This window comes from Pseudoalteromonas sp. Ps84H-4, from assembly GCF_024124645.1.
Taxonomy (GTDB): domain Bacteria; phylum Pseudomonadota; class Gammaproteobacteria; order Enterobacterales; family Alteromonadaceae; genus Pseudoalteromonas; species Pseudoalteromonas lipolytica_C.
On sequence record NZ_JAMXSK010000026.1, the window covers coordinates 1 to 14,381 of the forward strand.

Below are 14,381 nucleotides of genomic sequence, written 5' to 3' on the forward strand. Positions count from 1 at the left end.
TCTGAGCCATGATCAAACTCTTCAATTAAAAGTTTTTTGAAACCGAAGTTTCGTGCTCAATGAATTCTGTATAAATTGACTATATAGTCACTCATAAGAAATTGAGACTCTAAATTTGTTTGCGTCACTTAGTAAACTAAGCTTCGCTGTTAGAACTCAATCTGTACGAGTGCCCACACAGATGATTGCTTTATATTGTTAAAGAACGTTGCGACGTTGTCGCTAGGGATGCGTATAATACATCCTTAATTTTTCGAGTCAATACTTAATTTCAAACTTTCTTTCGATAATTTGAAACCGAAGTTTCACTTAACTCTCTGCTACGTTGTTCAGCGTCTTTCGTTGCTGCCCGCCGTGTCAGTGGGGTCGCATTATAGGGAGATGGATTTTTTACGCAAGCACTTTTTTCAATAAAATTTAAAAAAACGTACTGTTCGCTCAGCTTTTGAACTAAACACCCTAAAACTGGGTGTTTTGCAGTCAATTTAGGCCTGTTTTGGTGTATTTATTTGCTTCGCTGTTACACTAGACTGAGCGCATTTTAAAAATTAAAAGGTGAATTTATGACTATCCGTTCTTATAAAGGGATCACTCCGACATACGATAATAGTGTTTATATTGATGAGTCATCGGTTTTAGTGGGTGATATTACGCTTGGTAAAGATTCAAGTGTATGGCCTCTTGTTGCTGCGCGAGGTGATGTTAACTATATACGTATTGGTGAACGTACGAACATTCAAGACGGCAGTGTTTTACATTTGACTCGTGCCTCTAAGTCAAACCCCGATGGTTACCCTCTTATTATTGGTGATGATGTCACTGTTGGTCATAAAGTAATGCTACACGGCTGCCAACTTGGTAATCGTATACTTGTTGGCATGGGTGCAATTGTAATGGACAACGCAGTTGTTGAAGATGATGTGATCATTGGTGGTGGTTCACTGGTACCACCTAATAAGCGTTTAGAGTCAGGTTACCTCTATGTAGGTAGCCCGGTTAAACAGGCTCGCCCTTTAACAGAGCAAGAGCTCGCCTTTTTAAAAATCTCTGCTGATAATTATGTTCAACTTAAAGATGAATACTTAGCTGAGGGCTAAAACACCTCTGTTAATTCGATTTGTCCTGCCGAGTTATACTGCTCATCGTCGATCAGTTGCTCGGCGAGCTCTTCGTAATCGAAACGATAAGATTCAAAGTAATTAACCGCGCTGCTTTGATCGGCAAAATCATACTTGCTGGTATCAATAACACACTCCACCATCAAGCCACTTACTTGAGCAAAAAACACCAATTGCTTTTTTTCTGGCTTAAATTCGAGTCGGTCGATAAATTGGATAGCTTGATTCACGCAATTTCTCCTGCTTTTAGCGCGCTAACAACGGGTATGATTTCTGGCATTTTATTGCGCCATACAAAATAAGCTTGTGCCGCTTGACCAACCAGCATGCCACAACCATCGAGTGTTAGACATGCCGAGTTAATAGACTTAACCCAACTAATAAATGCGGTATCATCATTCGCGTAAAACATATCGTAAGCGCACTGACACTTAGCAACGTACTCTTCTGCTATACCTGGCAAGTCTCCAGTTACACTGCTTGAAGTAGAATTAATAACCACATCATAGTTGTTTGCTGGGATATCATTTAAACCAAAGCCCTGCACATCTATTTCACCATTAAAATGACTCGCTAGCGCCTGCGCCTTTTCAGCGGTACGGTTTGCTATTGTTAAGCTTTCGATTTGCTCATTCAATAATGGTTGAATAACACCGCGCGCCGCACCACCTGCTCCAATAAGCAGTACTCGCTGACCTTTTAAGGTAACATTATTGGCTAAAAGGTCTTTAACAAGCCCTACACCATCTGTGTTATCGCCAAGTAGGCTACCATCTTCGAGTTGTTTAATAGTGTTGACTGCTCCAGCAATTTTCGCTTGCTCTGTGAGTTCATCGACCATGGCAAACGCCTGCTCTTTAAATGGCAATGTAACATTGGCCCCTTTACCACCGGCAGCGAAAAACTCAGCGACAGTTTTTTCAAATGCATCTGTTGGTGCTAAAATGGCGCTGTATTGTATTTGCTCGTTTAATGATGCAGCAAATTGTGCGTGTATTGCGGGTGATTTCGAATGTTTGATTGGATTTCCAAAAACCGCGTATTTATCCATAGTGAAGCAACCTCTTCGCCCTGTTGAGCTTTATTAATATTATGATTAAACGACTTTTTTCTAAATCGAAACCAACGCCTGAAACGCCTTCCCCAGAGAAAACACCTTACGAAATTATTGGCGGTGAAGCAGGCGCTCGAGCAATTGCAAACCGATTTTACGACATAATGGCCACAGATGAATACGCCAAACCATTATATGATATGCATCCTCAACCTTTAGATAGAATTCGCCAAGTATTCTTTGAGTTTTTATCGGGCTGGCTGGGCGGCCCTGACCTATTCGTTGAAAAATATGGTCACCCAATGCTCAGAAAGCGTCACATGCCTTTCCCTATTGATCAAGACTTACGTGACCAATGGATGCATTGTATGAATAAAACGCTCGATATCGAAATTGATAACCCACTACTTCGCGAAGGGTTAAGACAATCGTTATCGCAACTCGCCAGCCATATGATTAATCAAAATTAACTAAGCTTTGCGCTATATCAATGTACGCTTTTTCTAAATAAAGATAATAAAATTTCCTTAATTTAGAAAAAGCGTCGTTGAATGAAGTCTATCCAATTTAAAATTTATGCCTTGCTGGCTGTAACCGGGCTATTGGTTTTATTTGCCAGTATATTTAGTAGCGCCCAGCAACAACATGAATTAGCACAAGATACTGTTGAAAATAACATAAAGCTGCTTGCTGATAATTACTTTGACTCCATTAATACCATGATGCTGACTGGCACTATGGCTAACCGCGAAATTCTGAGTACTAAATTAAGAAGCCACCCTAATATTGAAGATGCCCATATCATACGTAGTCCGATCGTTAATAAAATTTATGGTCCCGGTAATGCAAACCAAGTAGCTGTGAATGATGCTGAGCGTCAAGCATTAACAGGCAATGAAGCACTTTTTATTGACCAAGATACAAGCACGATGACTTACCTTAAACCGATGTTTGCCAGAAGTGACTATAAAGGTACTAACTGTTTGGGGTGTCACCAAGCACAGGAAGGTGATGTATTAGGTGTAGTAAAAATTAGTTATTCGTTGGCTGATATTGAACAAGAAGTTTCAAAAAACACGTTAATGAACACGCTGCTATTAACGGCGATTTTCATTACTGCATTTACACTGCTGGCGGTGATGTTTAGAAAAATATTTATCAAACGCTTAAAAGTCATTAGCCATACCATGCATTTGGCAACGACCAATAAAGACCTAAGCCTAAAAATTGATGACAACAATAGCGACGAGCTTAGTTCACTTGCCACCAGCTTTAATCACATGATTGGTGCATTTAAAGATAATATTGCCCAAGTTTCCCACTCTTCTAAGGTGTTGATCCACTCTGCCGAAAGCATTTATGCATCCGCGGATGCAACAGAGCAGGCGATTTTAAAGCAAAAGCAAGGTACAGACTCAGTAGCAGCTGCCATTAATGAGCTCGAAAGCTCATCAAGCGAAGTTAAAAATACGACACATTTTGCGTCTGAGAAGTCTGAGCACAGTAATCAGCTTGCACAGCAAAGCTTACACGTTGCTGAGCATACAGAGCAAAGTATTAATCAACTTGCGGCTGATGTGAGAGCGGCAGCTGATCAAGTAACTCAACTACAAACCCAAACGCTAGACGTTGGCAAAGTACTTGAGGTGATCAGTAGCATTGCCGAACAAACTAACTTACTTGCACTTAATGCTGCGATTGAGGCGGCTCGTGCTGGTGAAGCTGGCCGTGGCTTTGCTGTGGTAGCTGACGAAGTGCGCACTCTTGCAACTCGCACTCATGACTCTACGGATGAAATTCGCCGCACTATCGACAAACTGCAAAGTGAAGCTGCGCAAACCGTTAATACGATGAATAACTCTTGTGAAGAAGCTGACGAGAGAGCAGTTCAAGTTAAGCAGGTTGCAAAAGCATTACGTGATATTTCTTCACAAATGAGCGAGATAAACCAACTTAACGTACAAATTGCTGATGCCACTGAACAGCAAAACCTTGCAGCTGAAGAAATTAACCAAAGCGTTATTGCAATCAGTGATAATGCCGAGCATTCATTGGTTGATGCGCATGAAAACCAAAAGGTCAGTGAAGAGCTGTTGTCGTTAGCACGCTCACTGGATGAACAAGTGAGACGCTTTAAATTAAGCTAAATTGCGAGTTTTTCATGCAACTGCTAGAGTTGTTATGAATATTTCATAGTAAATAAGGATGTTTAAATGAAATTTATAACAACTCTTTTAGTCTGCATTGGGGTTATTGCGGCACTACTGTTTACCTATCAGCACAGCTTAAACGATTCCTCAGTTCAAATAAGCACTATTGATGAATATATTTATCATGATGATATTCAAGAGATTGCTCAATCACTGCTTAGTCAGGGTAAAACATCACGCAGTGATAAACATGAACAAAGCATTGTTGATGGTTTTGAAAAGCTTATTCAGCATCCTGAGTATTATGAAGTAAAACTCGACTTTTATGCCTGTGATATAAACCAATGTCTAACGCAAATCAGTGCTCCCATCAATACTCCTAAAGAAGAGTTAGAGATTTTAAAAGCTGAGGTGTTATTTAGCGTATTACCAGAGCTGCCAAGTAGCGAACGGGTCGTCACCCTCGTCGAAGGTGACAACACAATGTTGATTAGAGTGGTTTCAATATTTGATTAAAGCTGCCACTGACGTGCAACTAGGTCTGACTCTTGCGTATTTAACCAATCTTGTGGGCGTAAATAGTACTGATACAGCTTAGCCTCAGGGCTGTCTGCAGCTGGTACATAGTTATATTCCCAACGTGCCAATGGCGGCATCGACATTAAGATAGACTCAGTACGCCCACCTGTTTGTAAGCCAAATAATGTTCCGCGGTCCCAAACAAGGTTAAACTCAACATAACGACCACGACGATACAGTTGGAAGTCGCGTTGTTGCTCAGTTGTTGGTGTGTCTTTGCGGCGCTCAATAATGGGTAGGTAAGCATCTAAATAACCATTTCCTACCGCTTGCATAAAGGCAAAGCTTTGCTCAAAGCCAAGCTCATTTAAATCATCAAAGAATAAGCCACCAACACCACGAGTTTCACCACGGTGTTTTAAATAAAAGTAATCATCACACCACGTTTTATATTTGTCGTAAACCTCTGTACCAAATGGCTGACATAAATCGTTTGCCACCTGATGCCAGTGTTGTACATCTTCAAATACAGGGTAATAAGGGGTTAAATCAAAACCGCCACCAAACCACCAAATTGGCTCTTCGCCTTCTTTTTCGGCAATGAAGAATCGTACGTTAGCATGGCTAGTCGGAATATGAGGGTTATTAGGGTGGATCACTAATGACACACCACACGCATGAAAACTACGACCAGCGAGCTCAGGACGATGTGCTGTTGCAGAGGCTGGCATTGAAGCACCAAACACATGCGAATAGTTTACCCCGCCCTGTTCAATGACATTGCCACCTTGGATAACACGAGTACGGCCACCACCGCCTTCTGCACGTTGCCAATTATCTTCAACAAACTTTGCTTTGCCATCGGCACTTTCGAGGCCCTGACAAATTGTGTCTTGTAAGGCCATTAAATAGGTTTTAACTTGTTCGAGTAGCTCGCTTTGCATGTTTATCCTCTAAATACTTTGCCGGTCGCTGCGTCTTTGATCACGCTTGGTTGAGTGTTACCGCCGAGGGGCTCATCTACGTAGAAGTCAACCATATCAGTAAACTCTGCTTTTGCCTGTTCAATACTCATAACTGTAGGCTGGCCAGTTAAATTTGCACTTGTAGAAACAAGCGGTTTACCAAATTGTTGGCACAGGGCTTTTACTGTTGGATGATCAGTTACACGTACCGCAATAGTATCAAACTGACCTGTTAACCACTTTGGCGTTTCTTTTGCTGCTGGCATCACCCAGGTAATCGCACCTGGCCATTGCGAGAATATATCTGCACGCTTATCCATTGGGATTTTGGCATCATCAACATACTTTAATAACTGACCATAGTTATCAGCAATTAAAATTAAGCCTTTTTCAACTGGGCGCTGTTTAATAGCTAATAGCTTTTCAACCGCAGCTTGATCATCAGGATCGCAACCAAGACCAAATACAGCTTCGGTTGGATATACAATTACACCGCCTTGTTGCAAAGCATCAATAGCACTGGCAGGTTGTGCAACAGGTTCAGACAACGGAACTCTCCTCAATATGCGAATAACAAGTGTATTAAGATTCAACTAACTTATGCATACACGACTTCTGCGGGCATTGTAGCACAACACCTGAGGCAGTTTTCTTTTCAGTCATAATTGGCCATTGGCAAGCTGGGCAAGGCTTTGCAACGGGTTTATGATTTAATGTGTATTTACAGCGTGGATAGCAATCACAAGAATAAAAGGTTTTGCCAAACTTATTACTACGCGCAACAAGTTGGCCTTTTTTGCACTTTGGGCATGCTGGCAATACTGGTGCATCATCGGGCTCTTCATCATGAGCAATATAATGACAATCTGGATAGCCTGTGCAGCCTATAAACATGCCATAGCGACCATTTTTAATTACCAATGGCTTGCCACACTCAGGACAGGCACTGTCTTCAAGGACTTTTATCTGTTGGCTATCATGATGTGCTAATGGGCGAATGTAGTCACACTTTGGGTAACTGGCACAGCCTAAAAACGGTCCTGACTTTGAGTTGCGCATAACCAACTCAGAACCGCATTTAGGGCAAACCTCATACTCTTTTTCTAATGCATGTTTATCTGCAGAAAAAAGAGAATGGTCGATTTTACTCATAAGATTCCTGTGGGGTTGGCTAATTTTCGCCTAATATACCCAAACTCAACAAAGATACAAGCAAAGTCTACTCAGTGTAAGACGTCTGCTGGTTCGTCAAATATTAAGTCTTCCATTTGCGCATAAGCTTGCTCTGAACCTGGCACATTAAATAGCACCATTAACACTACCCACTTTAGATCTTCCAAAGAGATGTATGGCTTATCTAGAGCGCAAAGTCTATCAATGACCATTTCTCGAGTAACGGTGTTGATCACACCAATTTGCTCTATAAACATTAAAAATCCACGACACTCAACGCTCAGCATTTGACACTCACTATCAGTGTAAATACGCATTGCATGCTGCGGCTGTGCATTTAGATACGGATATATATCACTTTGTTGCAGATCAGCTAGCTGCTCTAACCAATCAAGTGCTTTGTAAATTTCGGGCTTATTAAAACCTGCACGAACTAACTCATCAGTAAGCTCGTTCTCTTCTGTAAAGATTTCAGCTTCGCTATGAATGTAGTTTTCAAAAAGATACATGAGGATGTCAAACATATTTATGTCCTCCAAGTCTTATATAACCGTCTAGCACTCGCTCAACTTTATCGGCAAGTTCTAGGTCAAGCAACCGAGCTTGTACTTCATCGACTGGTAATTGGCTACGCTGCGTTATTTGATCAACACTTGTGACCTCATACCCGATACTGTTGAAGACAGGACAGTTAGGCTCATTTGCACTAGGCTGTTCTATACTATATAGACTGTTTTCACAGAAAAAGCTCACTTCATCAAGAATATCACTTATATTTTCTGTGAGTTTAGCTCCTTGCTTAATCAAAAAGTGGCTCGCTTCAGACAAAGGACTTTTAATTGAACCCGGTACTGCAAAGACTTCTTTATTTTGCTCTAACGCATAGCGTACGGTAACAAGTGAACCACTTTTTATCTGCGCCTCGACTATAAGTACACCTAAAGAAAGGCCGGAGATAATACGGTTTCGACGTGGAAAATTAGTAGCACTAGCTGCCGTGCCAGGTAAGAACTCCGACACTAATAAACCACGTTCAGCGACCTGTTTAATCAACAATTTATTTCGTTTGGGGTAGGCAATATCAATTCCTGTTCCAAGCACAGCAATTGTGTTGCCGGTACCGGCTAATGCACCTTTATGCGCCGCACTATCAATACCCATAGCCATTCCAGAGGTAATTGTCATGCCAGCCAGTGAAAGTTGATGAGCAAACTCTGCGGCTATTTCAAGGCCTATTGGTGTAGCATTACGGCTACCAACAATAGCTATTTGCGGTGACAGCAGTAGATCCGTGTTACCTAAACAAAACAGTAATAAAGGTGCACTCGCTATTTGTTTAAGTAACGGCGGATAATCGTCATCAAAGTAACTCACAACCTTAATTTGCAACTGCTCAATTTGTGTTTCATGGTGAGCCACTAACTGCCAGTCAGTATTTACTAAATTATCAGCTTGCGCCTGCGATAAACCAAGCTGCTGTAACTGTAGGCTAGTGAGTGAAAATAACTCACCAAGCGGATGCTTTTGACTTAATGCTATAAGGCTTTTGATCCCTAAGCCTTTACATAAATAAAAGGCAAGCCAATGGGATAGCTTGCCTGAAACCTGTACCATGCTCCCTCCTTAGAGCCTCCAGATTGTGAGTTAGTTTAGAACTGCATAATCCCCAACTCGAATTGGATGCTGGTTTTTTACTATTAATGCGTAGCTAACGTTGTCATATACTTTAAACACCATTAACTCACCCACTTTTTCCTTTGGCATATGCCATACATTACTGTCTTCATCGCTTTCAATACCAAAAAACTCATTTGTATCTGAAATTAGTTTTTCAAGACTACTAGAGTCTTCGCGATAACGTGGCCCCTCTCGACCATCAAAAACTTCTGGTGATTGGCGCTGAATATCTAGCACAAAACCCGGTTCAACTTTATCGGCGCCCAAGTTTAGAACCACAATATCCATGGTACTAAATTCACGCAACTCATTGGCTGACGCGATAATCGTGCCATTCATTGTGGTATCTGGGCGTTTCATAGTGAAGTATGCAGGTAACATTTGCCCTTCCATTGCGGGCATCAAGAAATCGTGTGGTTTTATTTCTTGCTTAACTAACTCAACTTTAACTGAGGCAGGCACACCATTAGCAACATCTCCACTTCTGAATGCGCGTACAATAGCAACTAACTCAGCTTTGTGTGCCAAAACGTCTTTAGATTCAGGATCAACCAACTTATCACCTTGGCGGTACACACCATATGCCTCGTTAAGATGCAGATCGCCTTTAACATATAAAACATGCCCCATGGTGTTCATTTTTGTATTGACGCTAGCACCAAGCACATATGGCTGTTCGGCGATACCATCTGTACTAATAGCTTGCTGATAAGTGAGGTATGGACGCAACAACTCAAGCGGTAATGTAGGGACGGCTTGCTTACCTTTCGGCGTAATTCGCCCTTCAGGAGACAGCTTTTTATAGCGTGCATTTTTAACCAAACGAGGATTACCATCTTTATCGTAAATTAAAGAAAGCGCATCCCCCGGATAAATAAGGTGAGGATTCGCGATTTGCGGATTCATTTGCCACAAATCAGGCCATTGCCATGGCTGGTCAAGATACACACCTGAAATATCCCAAAGTGTATCACCTTTCTTTACAATATATTGTTTTGGAGCGTCTTTTTTGATCGTTAACACATCAGCAGCTGCTGGAAAAGCACAGCTAATGGCTAGCAAAGCCGCAACTAGTGAGTATCTCATTTGGCTTCCTTGAGTTGTTTTTTGATTATTATCAACCAAAACCTGTTAAAGGTGAACACGAATGGCTAAAATAAGAGCATACAATACCCTAAATGAATCACAAGTGTAAAAGGTAACTATGGCTAGGTTAGAAGTTTTGAGATTTCCGGATGAGCGTTTACGTACAATCGCGAAAGAAGTACCAGAAGTAAACGATGAAGTTCGTCAAATTGTCAAAGACATGCTTGAAACAATGTATGACGAAAACGGTATCGGCTTAGCTGCAACGCAAGTAGATATCCACCAGCGAATTGTGGTGATCGATGTATCAGAAGAGCGCGACCAACCGTTAGTATTAATTAACCCAGAAATCACCAAGAAAGATGGCTCAACGGTAAGTGAAGAAGGCTGTTTGTCAGTGCCTTATTCATATGCAAAAGTTGACCGCGCAGAAACAGTAACTGTAAAAGCGCTAAATGAAAATGGTGAAGAGTTCAGCCTAGATGCTGACGAGCTATTAGCTATTTGTATTCAGCACGAGCTTGATCACCTTAAAGGCACCCTATTTATTGATTATCTATCGCCTTTAAAGCGCCAACGTATCCGTAAAAAGCTTGAAAAAGAAGCAAAGCTGGCTGCAAAACAATAAGTTAATCAATAGGAATTTCTGTGACACAACCATTACGCATTATTTTTGCTGGTACGCCAGATTTTGCTGCGCGCCATTTACAAGCATTGATCGACTCAGAGCACGACGTTGTTGGTGTTTATAGCCAACCTGATCGCCCTGCGGGCCGCGGTAAAAAGCTTAAAGCCAGTGAAGTTAAAGAGCTAGCACTTGCTCATAACTTACCTGTATTTCAACCGCAATCGTTAAAATCAGCTGAAGCGCTTGCAGAGCTTACAAGCCTAAACGCAGACATCATGATAGTGGTGGCATACGGCTTATTATTACCAAAAGCAATTTTAGACGCGCCACGCTTAGGCTGTTTAAATGTGCATGGTTCTATTTTACCGCGCTGGCGTGGTGCAGCACCGATTCAACGTGCTATTTGGGCTGGCGATAATGAAACCGGTGTAACAATAATGCAAATGGATGAAGGCTTAGATACCGGTGACATGCTGCACATCAGCCGCTGCCCGATTGATAGCACAGAAACCAGTAGCTCTTTATACGATAAGCTGGCTGCGCTTGGTCCAGATGCACTGATCAGCACGATTAATCGTCTTGCTGCGGGTGAAATCACCCCAGAAAAGCAAGATGACGCACAAGCAAATTACGCCAAGAAGCTATCAAAAGACGAAGCCAATATTGATTGGTCAATGGATGCTGCGCAAATTGAGCGTAATATCCGTGCCTTTAATCCATGGCCTGTTTGCTTTACTGAAATGGCAGGACAAACGGTAAAAATTTGGCAAGCCGAAGTTGTATCGCAAACTGCACAAGCCGGTAAAATCATTGCTGCTGATAAGCAAGGTATTACCGTTGGCTGTGGGCAAGATGCACTTAAAATCACCCTCCTTCAACCGCAAGGTAAAAAGCCAATGGCAGTGAGCGATTTCTTAAATGGCCGCAGTGATTGGGTTGAACCGGGTACAACATTAGGCCAAAACAATGAGTAATGTAAGAGCACTCGCTGCTGAGACTCTCTATAACGTAGTTGATAAAGGTGCATCATTAAATCAAGAGCTACCTTTTGCCAGCCAAGGTTTATCGCCTAAAGACAAGGCCCTTTTACAACAAATTTGCTACGGAGTGCTGCGCTATTTACCTAGTTTAGAGAATTATTGCCAGCAACTTTTAGATCAACCCTTAAAAGGTAAACGCCGTATTTTCCAGTTCTTGTTGTATGTGGGTATTTACCAACTTCAACATATGCGTGTGCCGCCTCATGCGGCTATTAGCGAAACAGTAAATGCACTTCAGCAAATGCGCGCACTGGGTTTAAAAGGCCTGATCAACGCGATTTTACGTAGTTTCCAACGTGAACAAGCAGAGCTTGAAGAAAAAGCGCAGCAAATTCCTGTTTGCAAATTTAACCACCCAGGTTGGTTTATCAAACAACTAACTGCGGCTTACCCTGACAACTGGCAAGAGATCCTTGAAGCCAACCAACAACAAGCACCTATGTGGTTACGTGTAAACCAAGCGCAATACAGCACTCAAGAATACAGCGAGATGCTTAAAGCCAATGATATTGAGCACACCTTAAATCCTGACTTTCCTGATGGAATTAAACTCGCAAAACCGTGTGATGTATACGCACTGCCAGAATTTGATACCGGTGCCTGCTCAGTGCAAGATGCGGCAGCTCAGTTAGCGGCACGTTTTCTTGAGCCACAAAATGATGATGTTATTTTAGATGCGTGCGCGGCCCCTGGTGGCAAAACCTGCCATATTCTAGAGCTTGCCGATGCCGACGTATTAGCACTTGATAGCGATAGCGAACGTCTTGAACGCGTTAAACAAAATCTTGTACGCATTGGTTTAACTGCCGATCTACAATGTGCTGATGCTTCACAACCACATATTTGGTGGGATGAGCAGCAATTCGATCGTATATTACTTGATGTGCCTTGCTCAGCAACAGGTGTTATTCGTCGTCATCCTGATATTAAGTGGTTACGACGCGCATCTGATATTGAAGATCTGGCAAATTTACAAGGCGATATCCTCAATAGCATCTGGCCACTACTTAAGCCTGGTGGTACGTTAGTTTACGCGACCTGCTCTGTATTACCGCAAGAGAACCAGCAACAAGTTGCTAAGTTCCTTGCTAATAATCAAAGTGCTGAACATGTACCTCTGCATGAAAACGACACCCCTACTTTACCTGGTCTGCAATTATTGCCTGGTGAAAGTGACGGTTTCTACTATGCAAAGCTAGTTAAAAAACACTAATAAGAACACGCTATGAAAATAATCATACTCGGTGCCGGACAAGTTGGTGGCACATTGGCAGAAAACCTCGTTGGTGAGCAAAATGAGATCACCGTTGTCGATATCGACGGTAACCGTTTGCGAGAGTTACAAGATAAGTACGACTTACAAGGTGTTACTGGCCACAGTGCGCATCCCGATGTATTGCGCCGTGCAGGTGCAGAAGACGCCGATATGATTATTGCCGTAACCAGTTCTGACGAAGTGAACATGGTCGCTTGCCAAGTCGCTTATAGTATTTTTAACACCCCAACCAAAATAGCCCGAATTCGCTCAGAGCAATACTTAAAGTATCGCGAAAAGCTATTCCATAACGATGACTTACCTGTTGATCACTATATTGCGCCTGAAGCGTTGGTTACTAAGTATATTCGTCGCTTAATCGATTATCCGGGCGCTTTACAGGTATTACAATTTGCCGATGGCATGTTATCGCTAGTTGCGGTGAAAGCGTATTACGGCGGTTTACTGGTTGGTTATGCTCTTTCAGCCTTGAAAGAACACATTCCGAATGTCGAAACTCGCGTAGCGGCTATTTATCGTCAAGGTAAAGCAATTAAACCGCTTGGCACAACCGTTATCGAAGCGGACGATGAAGTGTTCTTTATCGCTGCAACCAAGCATATTCGAGCGGTAATGAATGAGCTGCAAAAGCTCGAACGTTCATACAAAAAGATCATGATTGCCGGTGGTGGTAACATCGGTGCAGGACTTGCTCGTTCACTCGAGAAAAATCACAGTGTTAAATTACTTGAGCGGAATAAAGAGCGAGCTGCGCAGTTATCCGAAATGCTTGATAACACCGTGGTGTTTTGTGGCGATGCCTCTGATCAAGAGCTGTTATCCGAAGAACATATCGAGCAGGTTGATGTGTTCATTGCGGTAACTAACGACGATGAAGCAAACATTATGTCTGCGATGCTGGCAAAGCGTATGGGCGCACAAAAGACCATGGTGCTTATTCAGCGTGGTGCTTATGTCGACTTAGTACAAGGTGGTGAAATTGATATTGCTATTTCGCCTCAGCAAGCAACCATCTCGGCGCTGCTAACACACGTTCGTCGTGGTGACATCGTTAATGTTTATTCATTGCGTAAAGGCGCAGCAGAAGCCATTGAAGCGGTTGCTCATGGTGATGAGCATACTTCTAAAGTTGTTGGCCGCGCAATTGCTGATATCAAACTACCCGCAGGTACGACTATTGGCGCAATAGTACGTAACGACGACGTACTGATTGCCCATGACGATACGGTTATTCAGTCTGGTGACCACGTAATCATGTTCTTGATTGATAAAAAGCACATTACGGTTGTTGAAAAGCTGTTCCAAGTAAGTGCTATCTTCTTGTAAGTAAAAGCTTATAAACGAAAAAAGCAGCCATCACAGCTGCTTTACGACTCTTGAAGTGAAAGTACCTAACTTTTCTAAAAGATTCTATTGGATTTGAGCGAACTCTTCTTTTGATAGTTCGCCATTACCATCGCTGTCTAGCTCTGGGAATAACTTTTCAAGCTGTGTATTTGCAGATGCTTCTTCTTTACTGATCACACCATCGCCGTCAGTATCAAATGTTGCAAAGCTTACGCCCTGTGCAAAAGCTGCTGATGATGTTGCTAATGCTAAAATTGCGATTGTTGTGCTTAACTGTTTCATAATAACTACCTCAAAATTTGAAAAGAGTGAAATCCGTTTCTGAGATCCCTGTTTAGTGGAAACTGG

At 42.2% G+C, this 14,381-nt stretch carries 17 protein-coding genes; 8 read left to right on the forward strand and 9 right to left on the reverse strand.

Annotated elements, in window-relative coordinates:
• Window positions 1-563: 563 nt before the first annotated feature.
• Window positions 564-1,097 carry a gamma carbonic anhydrase family protein gene (locus tag NH454_RS18680; RefSeq protein WP_235383861.1) on the forward strand — a complete coding sequence of 178 codons (534 nt, stop codon included), beginning with the start codon at window positions 564-566 and terminating at the stop codon, window positions 1,095-1,097.
• Here NH454_RS18680 and NH454_RS18685 read toward each other — a convergent pair.
• Window positions 1,094-1,348: a DUF1488 domain-containing protein gene (locus NH454_RS18685; protein WP_138556859.1), complete on the reverse strand. Its 255-nt coding sequence runs from the start codon at window positions 1,346-1,348 to the stop codon at window positions 1,094-1,096. The genes NH454_RS18680 and NH454_RS18685 overlap by 4 nt on opposite strands.
• On the reverse strand, window positions 1,345-2,169 hold the full coding sequence (aroE, locus tag NH454_RS18690; protein ID WP_253039931.1) for a shikimate dehydrogenase: 825 nt from the start codon (window positions 2,167-2,169) through the stop codon (window positions 1,345-1,347). Before aroE ends, NH454_RS18685 begins: the two co-directional genes overlap by 4 nt.
• A gap of 41 nt (window positions 2,170-2,210) precedes the next feature.
• Between aroE and NH454_RS18695 the strand changes: the two genes are divergently transcribed.
• From NH454_RS18695 to NH454_RS18705, 3 genes are all read left to right on the forward strand, one after another.
• Window positions 2,211-2,642 carry a group II truncated hemoglobin gene (locus NH454_RS18695; protein ID WP_253039933.1) on the forward strand — a complete coding sequence of 144 codons (432 nt, stop codon included), beginning with the start codon at window positions 2,211-2,213 and terminating at the stop codon, window positions 2,640-2,642.
• Between the two features lie 81 nt (window positions 2,643-2,723).
• Window positions 2,724-4,319 (forward strand): methyl-accepting chemotaxis protein, encoded by a 1,596-nt coding sequence (locus NH454_RS18700; protein WP_253039935.1) that lies wholly within the window; start codon window positions 2,724-2,726, stop codon window positions 4,317-4,319.
• 66 nt (window positions 4,320-4,385) lie between these two features.
• Complete coding sequence (locus NH454_RS18705; protein ID WP_253039937.1) at window positions 4,386-4,838, forward strand: hypothetical protein; 453 nt, start codon at window positions 4,386-4,388, stop codon at window positions 4,836-4,838.
• Here the strand turns inward: NH454_RS18705 and hemF are convergent.
• The 6 genes from hemF to NH454_RS18735 all read right to left on the reverse strand — a co-directional run bounded on the left by hemF (window position 4,835) and on the right by NH454_RS18735 (window position 9,742).
• Window positions 4,835-5,785, reverse strand: a complete 951-nt coding sequence (gene hemF, locus NH454_RS18710; protein WP_253039939.1) for an oxygen-dependent coproporphyrinogen oxidase — start codon at window positions 5,783-5,785, stop codon at window positions 4,835-4,837. The genes NH454_RS18705 and hemF overlap by 4 nt on opposite strands.
• A gap of 2 nt (window positions 5,786-5,787) precedes the next feature.
• The gene (locus NH454_RS18715; protein WP_135923107.1) at window positions 5,788-6,354 is read right to left on the reverse strand and encodes an L-threonylcarbamoyladenylate synthase; all 567 of its coding nucleotides are present in this window, start codon (window positions 6,352-6,354) and stop codon (window positions 5,788-5,790) included.
• Window positions 6,355-6,388: 34 nt separating this feature from the next.
• Window positions 6,389-6,958: a type I DNA topoisomerase gene (locus NH454_RS18720; RefSeq protein ID WP_135923106.1), complete on the reverse strand. Its 570-nt coding sequence runs from the start codon at window positions 6,956-6,958 to the stop codon at window positions 6,389-6,391.
• Between the two features lie 71 nt (window positions 6,959-7,029).
• Entirely contained in the window at window positions 7,030-7,503 is a 474-nt protein-coding gene (locus tag NH454_RS18725) for a DUF494 family protein (protein ID WP_130050108.1), read from the reverse strand.
• Window positions 7,496-8,593 (reverse strand): DNA-processing protein DprA, encoded by a 1,098-nt coding sequence (gene dprA, locus NH454_RS18730; protein ID WP_135923105.1) that lies wholly within the window; start codon window positions 8,591-8,593, stop codon window positions 7,496-7,498. The genes NH454_RS18725 and dprA overlap by 8 nt, the downstream gene beginning before the upstream one ends.
• 30 nt (window positions 8,594-8,623) lie before the next feature.
• On the reverse strand, window positions 8,624-9,742 hold the full coding sequence (locus tag NH454_RS18735; protein WP_135923104.1) for a LysM peptidoglycan-binding domain-containing protein: 1,119 nt from the start codon (window positions 9,740-9,742) through the stop codon (window positions 8,624-8,626).
• A 118-nt stretch (window positions 9,743-9,860) separates the two neighbouring features.
• On the opposite strand from NH454_RS18735, the gene def reads away from it, so the two are divergent.
• From def to trkA, 4 genes are read left to right on the forward strand one after another with little or no spacing between them, the layout of a single operon-like run.
• Complete coding sequence (gene def, locus NH454_RS18740) at window positions 9,861-10,370, forward strand: peptide deformylase (RefSeq protein ID WP_135923103.1); 510 nt, start codon at window positions 9,861-9,863, stop codon at window positions 10,368-10,370.
• 20 nt (window positions 10,371-10,390) lie between these two features.
• Window positions 10,391-11,344 (forward strand): methionyl-tRNA formyltransferase, encoded by a 954-nt coding sequence (fmt, locus tag NH454_RS18745; RefSeq protein WP_235383866.1) that lies wholly within the window; start codon window positions 10,391-10,393, stop codon window positions 11,342-11,344.
• On the forward strand, window positions 11,337-12,623 hold the full coding sequence (gene rsmB, locus NH454_RS18750; protein ID WP_135923101.1) for a 16S rRNA (cytosine(967)-C(5))-methyltransferase RsmB: 1,287 nt from the start codon (window positions 11,337-11,339) through the stop codon (window positions 12,621-12,623). Before fmt ends, rsmB begins: the two co-directional genes overlap by 8 nt.
• A 12-nt stretch (window positions 12,624-12,635) precedes the next feature.
• Entirely contained in the window at window positions 12,636-14,012 is a 1,377-nt protein-coding gene (gene trkA / locus NH454_RS18755; RefSeq protein WP_054563775.1) for a Trk system potassium transporter TrkA, read from the forward strand.
• 84 nt (window positions 14,013-14,096) lie between these two features.
• Here trkA and NH454_RS18760 read toward each other — a convergent pair whose 3' ends face one another.
• Entirely contained in the window at window positions 14,097-14,315 is a 219-nt protein-coding gene (locus NH454_RS18760; RefSeq protein WP_135923100.1) for an EF-hand domain-containing protein, read from the reverse strand.
• Between the last annotated feature and the right edge of the window lie 66 nt (window positions 14,316-14,381).